The organism is Flexivirga sp. (assembly GCF_035551235.1).
Taxonomy (GTDB): Bacteria; Actinomycetota; Actinomycetes; order Actinomycetales; family Dermatophilaceae; genus Flexivirga.
Genome location: NZ_DASZNO010000047.1, coordinates 120,721 through 137,698, shown reverse-complemented (window position 1 = coordinate 137,698; position 16,978 = coordinate 120,721). Strand labels below are relative to the sequence as shown.

Genomic DNA, 16,978 nt, shown 5'->3' with positions numbered 1-16,978 from the left:
GTGTCCAGCCTCTCGTCCTTCGAATCTGGCGGACTCCATACTGACTGTATACAATCGGTGTACGCAAGAGGATGGCCCGAATTACTTTCGTGGCCCGTTTGTCAACGAAGGAGCACGATATGCCGGTGGTAGAGCTGCACGTCCTCGGGGTTGGGGTGCGTCAGGTTGAGATCAACTGGGTCTTCAACGGCGGCTACGCCGGGCGGGACCAAGCCCAGGTGCAGCACCACGTCGATGAGCTCGCCGAGCTGGGTGTGCCTGCGCCGTCACGGGTCCCCTCGCTCTATCCGCTCTCCAATCTCCTGGTATCACAAGGTAATTCGGTCCAAGCCCCGCACCAGCGGACCTCGGGGGAAGCCGAGTGGGCCGTGATCATCGCGGACGATCCGTCCGAGGTGTACGTCGTTGCGGCGTGCGATCACACCGACCGCGCGCTCGAGACGCATGGGGTTGCCTGGAGCAAGCAGTCCGCGCCCGATTTCCTGGGCACCGTTGCGTGGCGCTGGGCGGACGTCGAGGACCAGTTCGACGACTTCACGCTCAAAGCGTGGGTGACCAATGAGGGAGTTGAGCAGTTGATCCAGGACGGTTCACCGGCGCAGCTGCTCTCACCGGCTTACTGGCTCGACGCGCTGCGGCGGGCCGACCTCGCGCGGCCCGGCACCATGCTCATGAGTGGGACGATCCCGATGATCGACGGCATCGACCAGTTCGCCGACGGCTGGCGGGTCGAGCTCGCCGACTCCCACGGCAACGTCAGTCGAACGGCATACAGCGTGCAACAACTCGCGCCGGCGTGGGACTGACCGACGGCATCACTTGCGGTCGTGCTCGTATACCGACGTTCCTCGCCGCTGTGGGCGCAGGAGGTCGAGAACTCTTGTGGAGGCGATCGGCACCAGCGGTTCGAGCACGCCGGAGACTGTGTGATGGACGGGTTCGATTCGACGAATCGGGTCAGGCGCTCGTCCGGTGTGCGACGAACGCACCGACGGCCGTGTGGAACTCGTCGAACGCGACGGTCGGCACCTCCTCGGATCCGGCCGCGGTCGGGTCGGTTCGCGTGACCAACCGCAGCGCGTGTTTTGCCGAGGCGATCGCGGCCGAGGGTTGCGCGGCGATGGCGGTTGCGAGTTCGTATGCCGCAGGCAGGCTTTCGCCGGCCGGTACGACCCGGCTGACCAGGCCGGCGTTGTCGGCTTCGTCCGCCCGCAGCAGCCGGCCGGTGAGGTAGAGATCGGCCGCGAGCGTGGCGCCGACACGGGACGAGACTCTGGCCACGAACGCGGGGGAGGCCAGGATGCCGAGCCGGGCGATCGGCATACCGATGCGCGCGGATCGTTCGAGGACGGCGAGGTCACACGCGAGCGCCAGCTGGCAACCGGCGCCCGCCGCCACACCCCCGACAGCCGCGATGACCGGGACCGGCGCCAGCTCGATGCGACGGAGGCACTGCTCGATGGCACCGAGAGTGCGCTCCACATCGGCGGCCGACGCGGCTTCCCACTCGGTCAGGTCCGAGCCGGCGCTGAACGTCGCGCCCCGACCGACCAGCACGATCGCGCGCACCCATCGGTCGTTCGCGAGACGGGCGATCTCGATGTCCAGCCGAACCCAGTCGGCCTCGCCCAGCGCATTGCGGCGCCGCCCGTCGCCGAGGGTGATGGTTGCGACGGATCCCGTTCTGCTCACTGCGATTCGGCCCGGGCCACCCGGTGCGGGCGTCGCGGTGGTGGCCGTGGTTCCGGCAGTCATGCGACCACCGATCCGGTGCCCAGGATCTCTTCGATCTGCTCGGGCGGGAGTGCCAACGCTTCCAGGATCGACGCGGTGTGTTCACCGTGCACCGGTGAGGCGTGGCGCAGCGTGGCCGGGGTGCCGGACAGCTTCAGTGGCGTGCCCAGCGTGCGGACGCTGCCGAGGGTGCTGTGCGGCAGGTCGACCACCATCTCGCGTGCCGCGAGCTGTGGTTGGGCGAGCGCGTCGGGGACGGTGTGGATGGGACCGACCGGCACACCCGCGTCCGTGAGCAGGTCGGCCCATTCGGTAGCGGTGCGTTCCTTCAGAGCCGTCTCCACCAGCGGCAGGAGACTGTCCCGGTGGCTGACTCGCTGTGCGTTCGTGGCGTATGCCGGGTCGTCGGCCAGCTCCGCCAGCCCGACGACCGGCGCGAATCGCTGCCACAGTGCGTCGTTGCCGACGGCGACCATGATCTCGCCGTCCGCTGTCCGAAACGCCTGGTACGGAACGATGTTGGGATGCGCGGAGCCGTGGCGACGCGGTGTCGCACCGGAAGCGAAGTAGTTCTGCGCGACATACGTCAGCCAGGACGTCTCGGCGTCCAGCAGGGCGATGTCGACGTGCTGGCCGTCTCCCGTCTGGTCCCGGGCGCGCAGCGCCGACAGGATCCCGATGGTCACCCACATGCCGGCGGCCAGATCGGCACCTGCAACGCCGAATCGCACTGCGCCGCCGCCGGTTTCGCCCGTCACGCTCATCATCCCGGACATGGCCTGCGCGATCGCGTCATACCCGGCGCGCTCATGCAGCGGCCCGGTCTGCCCGAACCCGCTCACCGAGCCGTAGACGATGCCCGGATTGCGTTCGGCCAGCTGCTCGTACCCGAGGCCGAGCCGTGCCGCGGTGCCCGGACGGAAGTTCTCCAGCACCACGTCGGCCGTGTCCGCGAGGCGCAGCGCGACCTCGCGGCCGGCGGTCGACTTCAGGTTCACCGCGAGGGAGCGCTTGCCCCGGTTGACGGAGTGGAAGTATGCCGCGTCGTCGCCCTGGAAGGGCGGGCCCCACCCGCGGGTGTCGTCCCCGGCCCGGTCGTCCTCCAGTTTGATCACGTCCGCGCCGAGATCGGCGAGGATCATCGAGGCGAAGGGCCCGGAGAGGACTCGGGTGAGGTCGAGCACCCGTAGCCCGGTCAGTGCGCCCTCGTGAACCTGCCAGGCGCCCTGGGTGGTGGCGCTTTGGGTGGTGTCGGTCATGCTGCCGCTCCCTTGGTGGTCGTCGCGGTCGTCGTACGGACTGCGGGTGCGGGGACCTCGGCGCCGGCCGAGGCGATCGCGCGGCGCGGCATCAGCACCAGTGCGCCGAACGCCAGGACGCAGCAGCCGATGATGTACCAGCTGATCCCGATGCTCGAGCCGGTGCCGTTCAGGATCGCGGCCGCGATGAGCGGCGCCGGCCCACCGGCGATGACCGATGCGAGCTGGTAACCGATGCCGGCGCCGGAGTAGCGCAGTCCGGTGCCGAAGCTCTCGGCGATCAGTGCCGCCTGCGGCCCGTACTGCATGTCGTGGAAGACCAGCGAGAGCACGATGGCGAGCAGGATCAGCCCGGAGTTCTTGGTGTCGAGCAGACCGAAGTAGGGGAAGGCGAAAGCAGCTGTCGCGACGACGCCCACGCCATACACCGTGCGACGGCCGAACCGGTCCGAGAGGTGACCGAAGAGCGGCACCGAGATGAGTCCGAGTGCGGCGGCGACGAGCGTGTCGTCGAGCAGCTCGCCCTTGTCGAGGGAGAGGTGCTTGGTGCCGTAGGTGAGCACGAACGTGATGAACAGGTAGAACGGTGCCTGCTCCGAAAGCCGGACGAAGGCCGAGGTGAGGATCTCCATCGGATGCTCCCGGATCACCTGCACCAGCGGTTGCTTGACGACCTGCTCGGTGCGCTTGACCCGGGCGAACTCGGGACTCTCCTCCACACGCAGCCGGACGTACATGCCGACGGCCACGAGCAGGATGCTGGCGAGGAACGGCACGCGCCAGCCCCACGAGTCGAACTGGGCACTGGTCGTCGTCGCGCCCATGAGCTTCATCATCGCGGTGGACAGCAGCAGCCCGATCGGCACGCCGAGCTGCGGCCAGGACGCCATCAGGCCGCGGCGCTGCTCGGAGCCCCATTCCATGGACATCAGCACCGAGCCGCCCCACTCGCCACCGACGCCGATACCTTGGGCCACCCGCAGCAGCACGAGGATCACCGGTGCGGCCACACCGATGCTGTCGGTGCCGGGCAGCAGTCCGAGCAGCACGGTCGCACCGCCCATCAGCAGCAGCGTGGTGACCAAGGTGGCCTTACGGCCAACCCGGTCGCCGAAGTGACCGAAGATCGCGGCGCCGACCGGGCGGGCCGCGAAACCGACGGACAGGGTCGCGAACGACTCCAGCACGCCGGCAAAGTTGGAACTGCTCGGGAAGAACAGCTTCGGGAAGACGAGTGCCGCGGCCGTCCCGTAGAGGAAGAAGTCGTACCACTCGATGGTGGTTCCGACGGTGCTGGCGATCACCGCCCGGCGTCGCAGGGCCGCCTGGTCGGATCGGGTCTCAGAGCTCATCTGTCCACCTTCCCTAAATTGGCTGAGCCAATCAGCCACTTTGCTTGCCCGGAATAGTGCCCCAGGGGCTGAGCCACGTCAAGACCCTGCGAGACTGGCAATTCGTGGTGGAGGTGATTGGCAATGGCGGACACGTTGCGTCCGGTGGGGCGCACGCGGCTCTACGAGCAGGTGATCGCGCGGTTGCAGGAGCATGTCGCGCAGTCCGGACTCACATCCGGCTCACGGCTGCCGCCCGAGCGGGAACTCGCGGCCCGGCTGGGTGTCAGCCGGGCATCGGTCGCTCAGGCGATCGTTGCTCTCGAGGTCCAGGGACTCGTCGAAACGCGCCACGGTGGCGGCATCTACCTGGTGCGTGATCGTCTGGAGGTCGACTCGCTACCCGATCTGGTCGCGCGCAAGAAGCGGCTGCCCGATGTGTTGGACGCTCGGGACGCACTGGAGACCAAGCTGGCCGCGCTCGCCGCGGCGCGGCATACGGAGGACGACCTGGCGGCGATCGACGCGGCTCTTGTCTTCATGCAGGGGCAGATCGATCGCGACGAGGTGCCGATCGAGGGCGATCGCCGGTTCCACAAGGCCGTGACGGCCGCGGCGCACAGCCAGTTGCTGGAGGCGTTCTACGAGGAGATCCGCGACGCCATCGCCGAGAGCCGTCGGGAGTCGTTGCGGCAGCCGGATCGTCCCCGCCAGTCGTATGCCGATCACGCTCGGATCGCCGCCGCGATCCGAGCCGGTGACGGGCAGGCCGCAGCCGAGGCGATGCACCGGCACGTCGACCACGTGAGCACCGTGCGGTTGCTCAGCTGGGAGCCGGACGAAGAGGACTGAGGCGCCTCGCGGTGTCAGACTCCTTCGCCGGTGACCACACCGGGCGCGTTGGTAGGCCCGGCCGGGTCGCCCGGAGCCGCTGTCGGGCCGACCTTGCGGCCGCGGGCCTGTAGGCGTCGCTCGACCCACGTCGCGAGCTTGCTGATCGCGTAATTGATCAGGATGTAGATCGCCGCGATGACGACGAGCATCGCGAAGATGTTGCCGTTCAAAGAGGTAGCCGGCTTGCTGCGGTAGAGCATTTCGCCATACAGCACGTTGTAACCGAGAGCGGTGTCCTTGAGTACCACGATGACCTGGCTGATGAGCGACGGCAACATGGCGGTGATGGCCTGCGGAAGCAGGATGATGCGCACCGTCTGGCCGGCGCTGAGGCCGATCGAGCTTCCCGCCTCGCGCTGACCGGCGGGCAACTGGTCGACGCCGGACCGGATCACCTCACAGATGACCGACGAGTTGTAGAAGGCCAGGCCGGCGACCGTCGCGATGAGCGGTCCGTTGCCGCTGCCCTGCCCGTGTGCGCTCAGCCAGCCGAAGATGAAGAGCATCATCAGCAGGACCGGGAGCGCGCGCGTGAGCTCCACCCAGGCGGTCACCACCCAGCGCAGGACGCGCACGGCGACCGCCGCAGGTCCCTTGCTCTTCGGCACTTCGATCAGGCGCAGCATCGCCAGCACCGCACCGAGCACCAGACTGATCACGATGGAGAGCGCCGCCGCGATCAGCGTTCCGCGCAGGCCGGGAAGGATGTAGCTCTTCCAGGTGCCCCACTCGGCGAACGGCTTCCACTTGTAGCCGGCGAACTGATCCTTGTCGGCCAGCTTCCAGATGATGACGCCGAGGATCGCCGCGAAGAGGATCCCGCCGACGACGCCGAGGATCGCGTAACGCCGCCGGGCCTTGGGCCCCGGCGCGTCGAAAAGGACTGACGCAGTCATCGCTTCACCGCCACACGCTTACCGAGCCAGCCCAGTCCGACGCCGACCGGCAGCGTCAACAGGATGAAGAACACGCCGACGGCCATGAACGACAGGTTCAGCAATCCGGGGTCCCTCTCGGTAACTGTCTTCAGCACACCGGACAGTTCGTAGACGCCGATGGTGACTGCGACGGTGGTGTTCTTGGTGAGCGCGATGAGTGTGTTGCCCAGCGGAACGACCGCGCCGCGGAACGCCTGGGGGAGGATCACCTCGCGCATGCTCTGCGCGAAGGTCAGGCCGATCGAGCGGGCCGCCTCGGCCTGGCCGAGCGGGATGGTGTTGAAGCCCGATCGCAGCGCTTCACACACGTAGGTCGCGTGGTAGACCGTCATACCGACGACTGCGAGCCGAAAAGCGTTGACATCCGCGAACTTCGGATCACCCGAGTCGGCCAGCGCAACGCCGAGCTGGATGTAGAGCACGAAGCTGCACGACAGGATGATCAACGTCAGCGGGGTGTTCCGGAAGATGTTGACGTATGACGTGCCGACGAAGCGAAGGATGCCGACCGGCGACAGCCGCAGCGTCGCGATGATCGTGCCGAGGATCAGGCTTCCGATCGCGCTGAGGACCGCGAGCTTCACGGTCGTCCAGAGCGCGGTCCAGATCTGATAGTCGGAGAAGAGCGAAGCCACCGGTGCCCTTCCTATCTGTCTCTACGGATGATGGGCGCCGGACCCGACGGTGGCCACGTGACGGATGGTCACCGTCGGGTCCGGCCGAACTACGTTGCGCGGACTACGAACTCAGGCCTTGCAGCTGGGCGACTTCGGCGGGTTGAGGTTCTTGTTGTACTTGTAGTCGGACCCCAGGTTGTTCTCCAGAGCCTTCTTCCAGTTGCCGTTGTCGAGCGTCTTCTTGATGGCGGCGGCGACCTTGTTGCAGTCGGGCGAACCCTTCTTCAGGCCGATGCCGTAGTTCTCCTCGCTGAACGTGCCACCGACGAGCTTGAACTTGTCCTTGTATGCCGCCTGGTTGGAGTAGCCGGCCAGGATCGCGTCGTCCGTGGTCATCGCGTCGATGGAGCCGGACGCCAGGGCTTCTGCGCACGCCGAGTAGGTGTCGTACTTCTGCGGCACCAGCTTCGGCTGCTCCTTCTTCAGGTTGTCGACCGAGGTGGAGCCGGTGACCGAGCAGACCTTCTTGCCGGACAGGCCCTTGACGTTGGTGATCTTGGAGTCCTTGCCGACCAGCAGCGACTGCCCCGCCACGAAGTACGGGCCGGCGAAGCCGACCTCCTTCAGGCGCTCAGGGGTGATCGAGTAGGTCGCGGCGATCATCTTCACGGTGCCGGCCGCGAGCATCTTCTCACGCTGCGGGGAGGGGGACTCGACGAAGGTGATCTTGCTGTAGCCCATTTCGGCGGCGACACAACGGGCGATGTCGACATCGAACCCGGTGTACTTGTCGCCGTCCTTCAGGCCGAGACCCGGCTGGTCGAACTTGATGCCGATCTTCACCGACGGGCCGGAGTCGGGCAGTTTGCAGACGGCGTCGCTGGCGCTCGAACCACCCGAGCTGCCACCGCAAGCGGTGAGGCCCAGGCCGAGCGCGGCGGCTGCCGTCGCGGCACAGATCGCGCGGTACTTCATGAGATTTCTCCTCCGTTGGACTGACGAGTTGTGAAGGGTGACAAGGCGATTGGCCGAATCGGGCGTCGGCGGGCGGATGGCTCAGTGAGTGAGGATCTTGGAGAGGAAGTCCTTGGCGCGCGCGGAGGTCGGGTTGGCGAAGAACTCCTCGGGAGCCTGCTGCTCCAGGATCTGACCATCGGCCATGAAGACCACGCGGTCCGCGGCGCGGCGCGCGAAACCCATCTCGTGGGTGACGACGATCATCGTCATACCGTCCTTGGCAAGACCGGCCATGACGTCGAGCACCTCGTTGATCATCTCGGGGTCGAGCGCGGAGGTCGGCTCGTCGAAGAGCATCACCTTGGGCCGCATGGCGAGCGACCGGGCGATGGCCACGCGCTGCTGCTGGCCACCGGAGAGCTGGGCGGGGTACTTCTGCGCCTGCGCCTCGACTCCCACACGTTTGAGCAACTCCATGGCGCGCGCCTCGGCGTCGGCCTTGCCCATCTTGCGGACCTTGATGGGTCCCAGCGTGACGTTCTGCAGGATCGTCTTGTGCGCGAACAGATTGAACGACTGGAAGACCATGCCGACGTCGGCGCGCAGCTTGGCCAGCTCGGCGCCCTCCTCGGGCAGCGGCTCGCCGTCGATGGTGATCGTGCCGGTCTCGTAGGTCTCGAGCCGGTTGATCGTGCGGCACAGCGTCGACTTGCCCGACCCGGACGGGCCGAGCACGACGACGACCTCGCCCTTGGCGACATCGAGGTCGATGTCGCGCAGCACGTGAAGGTCACCGAAATGTTTGTTGACGCCCGCCATCCGCACGAGCGGCTCGCCCGACGCGACGTTCGTCTCAGCCGCCGTGGGCACCTGCTCCGTCATGGGTACGAACCTTACAAGCCGCGGTCAGCGAATTTTCATATTTTTGGGGTAGGGCGCAATTTCGTTGTCAGCCTGTTGTCATCCGTGCTCCGCTCGCGCTCGGCGGCTGCGCCGACCTCGCCGCGCGCCGCGTCTGCCGTGATGCCAGAATGTGCCTGCACCAAAGGGGCGATAGCTCAGCCGGTTAGAGCAGCGGACTCATAATCCGTCGGTCCTGGGTTCAAGCCCCAGTCGCCCCACTTGATCACTCCCGCGCTCCGGCATGCTGGAGGGATGGGACGGATGCGGCGCCTCGGCATACCGAACGGGTTCGTCTCGGAGGCCTCGGAAGTATCGGGTTCGAAACTCTGCTGGATCGAGCGTCCCGGCCGTGCGGCAGGAGGGATTCCGCTGGTGTTGATCCCCGGTCTCGGGATGACCTTCCGGGCCTACTCCTGGCTGGTGCCCCAGCTGCCGGCGGATCGCCGGGTGCTGATCGTCGACCCGCCGGGCTGCGGTGACAGTGAGGCGCTCGCGGACTCGATGGACGCCGACGCGCAGGCGTCACATCTGTTGAAGTGGTTGCGCAGCAACGGAATCGAGCGTGCCGACGTCGTGGGGCACTCGATGGGTTCGATCATCGCCGCCCGGCTGGCGGCAGCCGGTCCCGACATCGTCATGTCGCTGGTGATGCTGTCGCCATCGCCCGACGGGCGGTGGCCCGATCTCCGGCAGCACATGTGGGCTCTGGCACGCGGAGTGTTCCGGGAGGCGCCACGCACGCTGGTCCAGGCGACGCGTGACTACGTGACGGCTTCACCGAAGGTGATGATCGGCTTCAGTGACGAACTCGGTCGCTCGGCCGACGAGGTCGTTGCCGGCATACGGGCTCCGGTCACCGTCGCTCGCGGGGCGGGTGATCGGGTGGTCAGCGCGCGATGGTGCCGGGCGCTCGCCGACGCGGCCGGTGGCTCGATGCGAACGGTGCGGTGGGCCGGGCACGGGCTGCCGCAGCAGCGACCACGGGCGGTCGCGGGACTGATCCGCGAGACCTGAGCTCTGCTCACTCCCCGGCGGCACGCAGCTCGGCCAGCAATTCGCGCCCACCCCACACCGCATGTATGGCGCGCTCCGCGTCATGGACCAGCGACACCAGGCGGGCATTCACCGGTGCCTTCATGCCGGCTTCGCCGGCGAGATCGACCACGGCACCGTTGATCCAGTCGACCTCGGTCGCTCGGCCGGCGGCGAGATCGTCCGCCATCGAGGAGCGGGCGGTCGGACCGATGGCGAGCACCTTGGACCCGAGGCGCCGGAAGACCGGATCGGGCACCCGCAGCGCCCGTGCCATCAGCGCGGGGGAGAGCTCGGTCAACTTCGCCGGTGCCGGCCCGGAGCGGCCCATCACGTGCAGGGCCTCCAGCTGAGCCATTGACAGGCAGCGCCGGAAGTCGCGGATGCCGAGTTCGGCCCGCAGCGGCATCCCGGACAGGGCGTTGATCGCGTTGTTCAGGTTGAGCAGCAGCTTCGCGCGCAGCACGGCGTCCATGTCGGGGCGCTGCTCGACCGGTAGGCCGGCCGCAGCGAACGCTTCGCCATACGTCGCCCAGATCGGGTCGGTGCCGGCCATGATGTCGCCGGCGGTCGTCCGGTGGAACGTCGCACCATCGCGCACCACGTTGAAACCGACCATGCCGGTGACCACGCGGTGGCCGGGCAGGCCCGCGCGCAGGTCCGCCCCGCCATGGATGCCGTTCTGCAGGTTCAGCACGACAGCACCCTCGGTGAGCACCGGACGCAGCTGGTCGGCGACGTGCTTGTTGGCGCCGGACTTCACCGTCACGATCACCAGGTCTGCCGCACTTGCGACGCTCGGATCAGTGCTGAATTCCGGTGTCACCTCGAGTGATTCACCATTCAGGTCGACGAGACGCATCCCGCGACCGACCCGGTCCTGCATCGCGGCGCGGCCGACGAGCGTGACCTGAGTCCCGCTCGCGGCCAGCCGGCCGCCCACGTAGCACCCGATGCTGCCGGCTCCGACAATGCAGATCGTCATACCGACACCGTAGGGGTCAGGCGGCCGCCGACGTGTCGTCGCTGACGCCGTCCGCGGGCTGGGTGCGCGAGGGCAGGGCGGTCGGCTCGATCGGGGTACGACGGCTGGGTCGCTTCAGCCGCGCGGCCAGGTGGTTGGGCAGCGAGAGCCGAATCACCTTCATCCACGCCGAGCCCACCTGTCGCGGCAGCGAACCGGACAGGTACTGCAGGCCGTAACGCTCGCAGATGTCGCGCACCTGCGGCGCGATCTCGGCATACCGGTTGCTCGGCAGGTCGGGGAACAGGTGGTGCTCGATCTGGTAGGACAGGTTGCCCGTCGCGATGTGCATCGCGGTCGAGCCGTGGATGTTGGCCGAGCCGATCATCTGCCGCAGGTACCAGTCGCCGCGCGCCTCACCGGCGATGGAGGTCTTGGTGAAGGTCTCGACGCCCTCGGGGAAGTGACCGCACATGATGACCGAGTGCGTCCACAGGTTGCGGCCGAGGTTGGCGATGTAGTTGGCCAGCAGGGTGCGGCGGGCTGAGCCGGTCGCCAGGGCGAGCGCCGGGTGCACCACGTAGTCCTTGGTGACCTGCGCGCGGATCTTGTTGACGACCTTCTTCGCGTCGCGCTTGAAGACGTCCTTGTCCTTGCGTCCGGCGAAGTACTTGCCGAGCTCCAGGTCGTATGCCGCGATGCCGTACTCGAAGAAGCAGGCGTTCACGAAGTTCCAGACCGGCTGGCCGAGATAGAACGGCACCCACGGCTGGTCCTCGTCGACGCGCATGATGCCGTAGCCGAGGTCGTTGTCGCGGCCGAGCACGTTGGTGTACGTGTGGTGCAGCTCGTTGTGACTGTGCTTCCACAGGTCGGCGGGGGAGGCGTTGTCCCACTCCCAGGTGGTGGAGTGGATCTTCGGGTCGCGCATCCAGTCCCACTGGCCGTGCATGACGTTGTGGCCGATCTCCATGTTTTCCAACACTTTCGAGACCGTCAGCCCGACGGTGCCGGCGACGAACGCAGGCTTCCACCGCGACGCGAGCAGCAGGGCGCGCGAGCCCATCTCCAGGGTCCGCTGGGTCTTGATGACCTTGCGGATGTAGGCCGCGTCCTTCGCGCCTCGCGTCTCGATGACGCCGGCGCGGACGGCGTCCAGCTCACGACCGAGGGACTCGATGTCCTCGCGGGTGAGGTGCGCGACGGGGTTGTGTTCCTTCTTCTGCAGGGCAGTCATGGGGATTCCTTCGGTTCGGAGGGAGTGCGGAGAGTTCGAGGGAGTTCGGAGTGGAGTGGTCAGAGGTCGATGTCGCAACGGCCGGCCGCTGCGGAGATGCAGGTCTGGACGAGGACGCCGTCGCCGGGGGAGGCGGTGGTCGTCTCGCCGGTGCGCAGGTCACGGATGGAGCCCTCACGCAGGGGAAGGACGCAGCCGAAGCAGATGCCCATCCGGCAGCCGGACGGCATGAGCACGCCGGCTTCCTCAGCAGCGTCGAGGATCGGCGTGGCGCCGTCACACTCGATGTCCTTGTCGAGTCCGGTGAGGTGGACGGTGCCGCCCTCGCCGGGTTCGGCCAGTGCCGGGCGGAACTGCTCGGTGTGCAGCCTGTCCGCGAGACCGGCTGTCTTCCAGTGGGTTTCGAGTGCTTCGAGCATGCCGGCCGGCCCGCAGGCGAAGGTTTCGCGGTCACGCCAGTCGGGCACCAGGTCGTCCAGCGCCGCGGTGTCGAGCATGCCGTGCACGTCGGTGTGCCTCTCCTGCAACGACATTCGGCCGTCGGTGGCCAGCGCTCGCAACTCGGCCGCGAAGATGACGTCCTCCGGTCGGGGCGCCGAGTGCAGCAGCACGACGTCGTCCAGGCGATCGAGGGTATGGCGCAGCATGCCCATCACCGGGGTGATGCCGCTGCCGCCGGTGAGCAGCAGGATCTTCTCGGGCAGCACTTCCGGGAGCACGAACTCGCCGTCGGCCTGCTCCATCTGCAGCACCTGCCCGACGTGCAGTGAGCCGACCAGGTGTGTGCTGACGGCACCGCCGCTGATCGCCTTGACGGTGATCGCGATGCAGCCGTCCTGTCGCGGGCCGGAGGTGATCGAGTAGGCCCGCCACAACCGCACACCGTCGACATCGACGCCGATCCGGGTGTACTGACCGGGGCGGTGGCCGCGCCAGCCGCGACCCGGTCGGATCACGACCGTCACGGCATCGGCGGTCTCGTGCGTGATCGACTCGACGCGCCCGCGCAGCACTGTGGTCGAGCGCAGCGGGTCGAAGAGGTCGACGTAGTCCTCGGGCAGCAGCGGCGTGGTGGCCGCCTTCACGAGTCGGAAGGCATGCGTGCGCCATCCGCCGCGGCCCGGTGCGGGTGCGTCGGAGGGGGTCCGAACGTGCGTTGAAGCTGTCATGACTACCAGATTGGTGCATGGTGGCTATCAAATTCTTGCCCCGTGCGGGTGAGGCGGCATACTTGATTTATGCGCAGCGAACAATCCGTGCCGGGCGACGCCGGCCTCGAGATCCCGAAGCCGGTCATCACGACGCTCACCGAGATGCTGCCCGCGGTGAGTGAGCGCGTCGTCGGCGCTGTCATCGACAGTGTGCCCAGCTACGCGGGAGCGCTCGCCGACCAGATGCGGGAGACGATCGAGCAGGCGGTGCAGCTGGCGCTCGCCGGATTCCTGCGTCTGGCCGCCGCCGGACCGCGCGGCGACCCGAGCACGCCGATGCAGGCGTCCGTGCACGGCGCCTATGCGCTCGGGCGGGGCGAGGCACGCAGTGGCCGCTCGATGGATGCGCTGCTCGGGGCCTACCGGGTCGGTGCGCGCGTCGCCTGGCAGGACATGTCCGAGGTCGCTGTCGCCGCCGGACTCGAGGCGATCACGCTGGCTCGTTTCGCCGAGCTGGTCTTCGCCTACATCGACAGCCTGTCCGCAGCGAGTGTCGCCGGGCACGCGGAGGAGCTGGCGGTGGAGGGACGGGTGCGGGAAAGGCGGCGCGAGCGGCTTGCCGGTGCGCTGCTGCAGGGTCGGACCGAGGAGACCGTGCTGAAACTGGCCGAGCGCGCGGAGTGGGCGCCACCGACGACACTGACGGCGGTTGTGTTGCCGGGCGAGCGGGTCAGCGCCGTCACCGCTCAGCTCGGGTCGGGGTGCCTGCGCGCGGAGGACGAGCCGGACCGCGAGCCCCCGGTGGCGGTGCTGCTGGTCCCGGATGCCGACGGGCCGGGCCGCCGGCACCTGCTCCGGGTACTCACCGGCAGGCCCGCGTATGTCGGGCCGGTTCGCCCCTGGTTGGGCGTCGCGGCGTCATACAGCCGGGCGCTGCGCGCCCACGACCTGCGGATCGCGCGCCGCGAGCCCGTCGACACCGACGACCATCTCGCACGCCTGGTCACCGGCGCGGATCCGTTGGCGCACAAGGATCTTCGCGCCGCGGTGCTGGCGCCACTCGCCGACCTCCCGCCCGCCACCGCCGACCGGCTCGCCGACACGTTGCGTTCGTGGCTGCTGCACCAGGGCAGGCGGGACGCCGTCGCTGCGGAGCTGCACGTCCATCCGCAGACCGTCCGCTACCGGATGGCGCAGATCCGGGAGGCGTATGGCGAGCGGCTGTCCGATCCCGACGTCGTGCGCGACCTCGTCATCGGCTTGTCGGTGCCGAGCGCGTGATGGCCCGCGCAGCCGGTGACCGACTACGCGCGCTGCGGTCACGTCGTTAGGCTGAATGTATGTCGAGTCCGATGAGCGGCGGCTTCGGTCGCCAGGGAGCCAGCCTGCGTGGTGGCCTGTCCCTCGAATACCCAATGTCACTGGGTGTTTTCACCGACTACGCCGATGCGCAACGTGCCGTCGACTACCTGTCCGACAACGAGTTCCCGGTCGAGAACTGCATGATCGTCGGCACCGAGCTGAAGCAGATCGAACGTGTCGTCGGCCGGTTGACCTGGGGGCGCGTCCTGGCAGGAGGGGCGCTGTCGGGTGCGTGGTTCGGCGCGTTCATCGGGCTGATCCTGTCGATGTTCGACTCTGGCGTGAACGTGCTCGGCGTCGTCATCTCGACGGTCATCTTCGGTGCGGTGTTCGGGGCGGTGTGGGCCGCGATCGGCTACAGCCTCACCGGCGGCAAGCGTGACTTCCAGTCGGTCACCCAGGTGGTCGCCACGAAGTACGAGGTGCTGGTGGAGCACAAGTTCGCGATGAAGGCGCACGAACTGCTCGACAACATGCCCGGTGGCCAGACACTTACCTGACGGTCCTCACAGTTTGAGCTCGTCGTCGGTGTGGCCGAACTTGTCCTGCAGGAAGCGGTAACTGGACAACAGGCCCTCGGCGCCGTGCGTCCGCGCTTCGGCCGCGATGTCGTCGATGGCACCGTGCATGATCGTGATCTGTTCATCGAGGAGGACCGCGCCGGTCTTCCCGTCCTGCAACGGTTGAGTGTCAGCCACGGACGGCGGCAATGCGAGGTAGCCACGGACGGCGGTCGGTGCGAAGTCCTCGTGGATCTGCTCGACCTCGAAGAGCAACCGGTCGCTCGCCCCGTGTGAGCGCAACTCGAAGTAGAGCGCGTCGGCGCGACGGAGCAGCTCGTGCAGGTTCTTGCGAGTCGCGAGCGGCAGCCGCGGGTCGTTGAAGAGGCGGTTCAGCTCGAATTGCGAGGTGCGCACGGACGACTCCCTGACGGCGGCCTCGTGGAACGCCTTGCGCTGCACGTGCCGCGCGTGCTTGCGGCGGTTGCGCTCGGGGCCACCGGTGAGTGCCCAGAGGCCGACCAGGCAGGCCAGTGGGAAGAACACCCACGGGAAATGGCCGACCACCGCGCCGGCGAACGCCACTCCGGCGAGGCAACCGAACGCGGTCCACAGGTCGTCGCGCACCTTGTAGTAGGGCCGGTAGAGGAACTCGGTGCCGGACAACATCAGCACGAGCATGCCGAGGTTGACCACCCAGCCGGCCGGAGTGAAGGCGAGTCCGGCCATGATGGCCGAGCACGCGATGGTGCGCAGTCTCGCTTCGCTGCCGCGCCGAAAGGCGCTGGTCAGCAGTGTGATGAACGCACCCACTGCGCACAGGTGCAGGATCCAAGCCATCTTTCTCCCCGTCCCACGGCCGTGGTTCCAGATTAACCGCCCGGCGCCGAATCGGCAGGGCTGCTGTGGACAAGTGACGGCATCAGATCCGGTGCTGCGAGTAACCGCTCGTAGGCGAGCTCGGCCGCCCCGACCAGCGACGCCTCGCGAATCCGCCCTTGTAGCAACGTGATCGGTGCTCTGCCGATCGTGACCATGCCACGTTGCAGGCCGATGCGGAGCGACGGTTCGGCCAGCCGCATCACTTCGGCCAGGTGACCGCCGGCGACGATCGCCTGCGGGTTGAGGACGTGCGAGATGTTCGACAGGCCCCGACCGAGCCACTGCCCGATCGATGCGACGACCTCGGCGGCCACCTCGTCGCCGGCGCCGGCACGGTCGAAGAGGACGTCGAGCTCCGGCGACTCGATGCCCGCCGCCCGGGCGGCCCGCAGGATCGCGGCCTCGCCGACATACTCCTCGAGGCAGCCGCGGTTGCCGCAATGGCAGACCGGGCCGTTCGCCTGCACCGACATGTGGCCGATCTCCCCGGCATACCCGCGGCTGCCGCGCAGCAGCTCGCCACCGATGATGACGCCGCCGCCGACACCGACCCGGCCGAGCACGTAGACCAGGTCGGCGAAGCCGGCTGCGACACCGCGACGGTGTTCGGCCAGGGCCGCCAGGTCCGCGTCGTTGCTGACCACCACGTGGTCGTCGAGCCGTAGCCGGAGCAGGTCGCCGACGGGCTCGTTGCTCCATTGCAGGTTCGGTGCGTAGACCGCGATGCCGCGCGGGTTGTCGATCATGGCCGGAAGGCTCACGCCCACGCCGACGCGCACGCTGCCGGCGGCAGCGGTGAGTTCCTGGGCCGCCTCTGCGACCCGGTCGGCGACGCTGACCGCGGTACGGTCACACCCGACGAGGCGCCATTCGATCTTCCCCACCACCGCCCCGGACAGGCCGACGGCGGCGACCTGGACGCGGGCGACGTCGATGTCCACCGCGATGACGTGCACCGACTCGGGCCGGGGGACCACCAGGTATGGCGGTCGCCCGGCCCCGTCCCGGCTGCGTGTCGGGGTGGCCTGCGTGACCATGCCGAGCTCGACGAGGTCCCGCACGAGGGCACCGATCGTGCTGCGGTTCAGTCCGGTGCTCCGAGCCAGATCCGGTCGGGACACGGCTCCGTGGAGGTGGACGTGGCGCAACACGACCGACAGGTTGTGCCGGCGGATCTGCTCGGGGCGCGCGGCGGACCGAGCGCCCGGTGGCATCAG

General features: G+C 68.1%; 17 protein-coding genes and 1 tRNA gene. 6 read left to right on the top strand and 12 right to left on the bottom strand.

All coding sequences use genetic code 11. The features are described 5' to 3' along the window. The first annotated feature begins 119 nt into the window (after positions 1–119). Positions 120–806 (top strand): DUF2848 family protein, encoded by a 687-nt coding sequence (locus tag VG502_RS17240; protein ID WP_325551312.1) that lies wholly within the window; start codon positions 120–122, stop codon positions 804–806. Between the two features lie 151 nt (positions 807–957). Here the strand turns inward: VG502_RS17240 and VG502_RS17235 are convergent, their stop codons facing one another. The 3 genes from VG502_RS17235 to VG502_RS17225 are packed head-to-tail and all read right to left on the bottom strand — an operon-like array spanning position 958 to position 4,345. Further along, the gene (locus VG502_RS17235) at positions 958–1,755 is read right to left on the bottom strand and encodes an enoyl-CoA hydratase/isomerase family protein (RefSeq protein ID WP_325551311.1); all 798 of its coding nucleotides are present in this window, start codon (positions 1,753–1,755) and stop codon (positions 958–960) included. Then, positions 1,752–2,993, bottom strand: a complete 1,242-nt coding sequence (locus tag VG502_RS17230) for a CaiB/BaiF CoA transferase family protein (RefSeq protein ID WP_325551310.1) — start codon at positions 2,991–2,993, stop codon at positions 1,752–1,754. Before VG502_RS17230 ends, VG502_RS17235 begins: the two co-directional genes overlap by 4 nt. Next, positions 2,990–4,345 (bottom strand): MFS transporter, encoded by a 1,356-nt coding sequence (locus VG502_RS17225; RefSeq protein WP_325551309.1) that lies wholly within the window; start codon positions 4,343–4,345, stop codon positions 2,990–2,992. The genes VG502_RS17230 and VG502_RS17225 overlap by 4 nt, the downstream gene beginning before the upstream one ends. Positions 4,346–4,468: 123 nt before the next feature. Here VG502_RS17225 and VG502_RS17220 point away from each other — a divergent pair, with 123 nt between their 5' ends. Beyond that, a complete protein-coding gene (locus VG502_RS17220) occupies positions 4,469–5,176 on the top strand; it encodes a FadR/GntR family transcriptional regulator (protein ID WP_325551308.1) in 708 nt (235 codons plus the stop codon). 14 nt (positions 5,177–5,190) lie between these two features. On the opposite strand, the gene VG502_RS17215 is transcribed toward VG502_RS17220, so the two are convergent. From VG502_RS17215 to VG502_RS17200, 4 genes are all read right to left on the bottom strand, one after another. After that, positions 5,191–6,114, bottom strand: a complete 924-nt coding sequence (locus VG502_RS17215; protein ID WP_325551307.1) for an amino acid ABC transporter permease — start codon at positions 6,112–6,114, stop codon at positions 5,191–5,193. Next, positions 6,111–6,791, bottom strand: a complete 681-nt coding sequence (locus VG502_RS17210; RefSeq protein ID WP_325551306.1) for an amino acid ABC transporter permease — start codon at positions 6,789–6,791, stop codon at positions 6,111–6,113. Before VG502_RS17210 ends, VG502_RS17215 begins: the two co-directional genes overlap by 4 nt. A 111-nt stretch (positions 6,792–6,902) precedes the next feature. Continuing rightward, the gene (locus tag VG502_RS17205; RefSeq protein WP_325551305.1) at positions 6,903–7,748 is read right to left on the bottom strand and encodes a glutamate ABC transporter substrate-binding protein; all 846 of its coding nucleotides are present in this window, start codon (positions 7,746–7,748) and stop codon (positions 6,903–6,905) included. Positions 7,749–7,829: 81 nt separating this feature from the next. Next, positions 7,830–8,612, bottom strand: coding sequence for an amino acid ABC transporter ATP-binding protein (locus VG502_RS17200; protein ID WP_325551304.1), 783 nt, complete (start codon positions 8,610–8,612; stop codon positions 7,830–7,832). A 165-nt stretch (positions 8,613–8,777) separates the two neighbouring features. Here VG502_RS17200 and VG502_RS17195 point away from each other — a divergent pair. Beyond that, positions 8,778–8,851: transfer RNA gene (locus tag VG502_RS17195), tRNA-Ile, on the top strand. Between the two features lie 34 nt (positions 8,852–8,885). After that, positions 8,886–9,647, top strand: a complete 762-nt coding sequence (locus VG502_RS17190) for an alpha/beta fold hydrolase (protein ID WP_325551303.1) — start codon at positions 8,886–8,888, stop codon at positions 9,645–9,647. Positions 9,648–9,654: 7 nt separating this feature from the next. Here the strand turns inward: VG502_RS17190 and VG502_RS17185 are convergent, their stop codons facing one another. The 3 genes from VG502_RS17185 to VG502_RS17175 are packed head-to-tail and all read right to left on the bottom strand — an operon-like array spanning position 9,655 to position 13,035. Continuing rightward, positions 9,655–10,650 carry a 2-dehydropantoate 2-reductase gene (locus VG502_RS17185; protein ID WP_325551302.1) on the bottom strand — a complete coding sequence of 332 codons (996 nt, stop codon included), beginning with the start codon at positions 10,648–10,650 and terminating at the stop codon, positions 9,655–9,657. A gap of 16 nt (positions 10,651–10,666) precedes the next feature. Next, positions 10,667–11,866, bottom strand: a complete 1,200-nt coding sequence (locus tag VG502_RS17180) for a fatty acid desaturase family protein (protein WP_325551301.1) — start codon at positions 11,864–11,866, stop codon at positions 10,667–10,669. A gap of 59 nt (positions 11,867–11,925) precedes the next feature. Beyond that, positions 11,926–13,035: a ferredoxin reductase gene (locus VG502_RS17175; RefSeq protein WP_325551300.1), complete on the bottom strand. Its 1,110-nt coding sequence runs from the start codon at positions 13,033–13,035 to the stop codon at positions 11,926–11,928. 69 nt (positions 13,036–13,104) lie between these two features. Here VG502_RS17175 and VG502_RS17170 point away from each other — a divergent pair, with 69 nt between their 5' ends. Together VG502_RS17170 and VG502_RS17165 are read left to right on the top strand one after the other, a co-directional pair. Further along, complete coding sequence (locus VG502_RS17170) at positions 13,105–14,298, top strand: PucR family transcriptional regulator (RefSeq protein WP_325551299.1); 1,194 nt, start codon at positions 13,105–13,107, stop codon at positions 14,296–14,298. 59 nt (positions 14,299–14,357) lie between these two features. After that, the gene (locus VG502_RS17165) at positions 14,358–14,879 is read left to right on the top strand and encodes a YflT domain-containing protein (RefSeq protein ID WP_325551298.1); all 522 of its coding nucleotides are present in this window, start codon (positions 14,358–14,360) and stop codon (positions 14,877–14,879) included. A 6-nt stretch (positions 14,880–14,885) separates the two neighbouring features. On the opposite strand, the gene VG502_RS17160 is transcribed toward VG502_RS17165, so the two are convergent. Both VG502_RS17160 and VG502_RS17155 read right to left on the bottom strand, forming a co-directional pair. Continuing rightward, positions 14,886–15,719: a hypothetical protein gene (locus tag VG502_RS17160; protein ID WP_325551297.1), complete on the bottom strand. Its 834-nt coding sequence runs from the start codon at positions 15,717–15,719 to the stop codon at positions 14,886–14,888. Between the two features lie 32 nt (positions 15,720–15,751). Beyond that, positions 15,752–16,975: an ROK family transcriptional regulator gene (locus VG502_RS17155; RefSeq protein ID WP_325551296.1), complete on the bottom strand. Its 1,224-nt coding sequence runs from the start codon at positions 16,973–16,975 to the stop codon at positions 15,752–15,754. Positions 16,976–16,978 lie beyond the last annotated feature (3 nt).

What these genes read in the sequence shown, in the direction of transcription:
- VG502_RS17240 (WP_325551312.1), top strand. Translation starts at nt 120, where the DNA reads ATGCCGGTGGTAGAGCTGCACGTCCTCGGGGTTGGGGTGCGTCAGGTT.
- VG502_RS17235 (WP_325551311.1), bottom strand. Translation starts at nt 1,755, where the DNA reads ATGACTGCCGGAACCACGGCCACCACCGCGACGCCCGCACCGGGTGGC.
- VG502_RS17230 (WP_325551310.1), bottom strand. Translation starts at nt 2,993, where the DNA reads ATGACCGACACCACCCAAAGCGCCACCACCCAGGGCGCCTGGCAGGTT.
- VG502_RS17225 (WP_325551309.1), bottom strand. Translation starts at nt 4,345, where the DNA reads ATGAGCTCTGAGACCCGATCCGACCAGGCGGCCCTGCGACGCCGGGCG.
- VG502_RS17220 (WP_325551308.1), top strand. Translation starts at nt 4,469, where the DNA reads ATGGCGGACACGTTGCGTCCGGTGGGGCGCACGCGGCTCTACGAGCAG.
- VG502_RS17215 (WP_325551307.1), bottom strand. Translation starts at nt 6,114, where the DNA reads ATGACTGCGTCAGTCCTTTTCGACGCGCCGGGGCCCAAGGCCCGGCGG.
- VG502_RS17205 (WP_325551305.1), bottom strand. Translation starts at nt 7,748, where the DNA reads ATGAAGTACCGCGCGATCTGTGCCGCGACGGCAGCCGCCGCGCTCGGC.
- VG502_RS17200 (WP_325551304.1), bottom strand. Translation starts at nt 8,612, where the DNA reads ATGACGGAGCAGGTGCCCACGGCGGCTGAGACGAACGTCGCGTCGGGC.
- VG502_RS17190 (WP_325551303.1), top strand. Translation starts at nt 8,886, where the DNA reads ATGGGACGGATGCGGCGCCTCGGCATACCGAACGGGTTCGTCTCGGAG.
- VG502_RS17185 (WP_325551302.1), bottom strand. Translation starts at nt 10,650, where the DNA reads ATGACGATCTGCATTGTCGGAGCCGGCAGCATCGGGTGCTACGTGGGC.
- VG502_RS17180 (WP_325551301.1), bottom strand. Translation starts at nt 11,866, where the DNA reads ATGACTGCCCTGCAGAAGAAGGAACACAACCCCGTCGCGCACCTCACC.
- VG502_RS17175 (WP_325551300.1), bottom strand. Translation starts at nt 13,035, where the DNA reads ATGACAGCTTCAACGCACGTTCGGACCCCCTCCGACGCACCCGCACCG.
- VG502_RS17170 (WP_325551299.1), top strand. Translation starts at nt 13,105, where the DNA reads ATGCGCAGCGAACAATCCGTGCCGGGCGACGCCGGCCTCGAGATCCCG.
- VG502_RS17165 (WP_325551298.1), top strand. Translation starts at nt 14,358, where the DNA reads ATGTCGAGTCCGATGAGCGGCGGCTTCGGTCGCCAGGGAGCCAGCCTG.
- VG502_RS17160 (WP_325551297.1), bottom strand. Translation starts at nt 15,719, where the DNA reads ATGGCTTGGATCCTGCACCTGTGCGCAGTGGGTGCGTTCATCACACTG.
- VG502_RS17155 (WP_325551296.1), bottom strand. Translation starts at nt 16,975, where the DNA reads ATGCCACCGGGCGCTCGGTCCGCCGCGCGCCCCGAGCAGATCCGCCGG.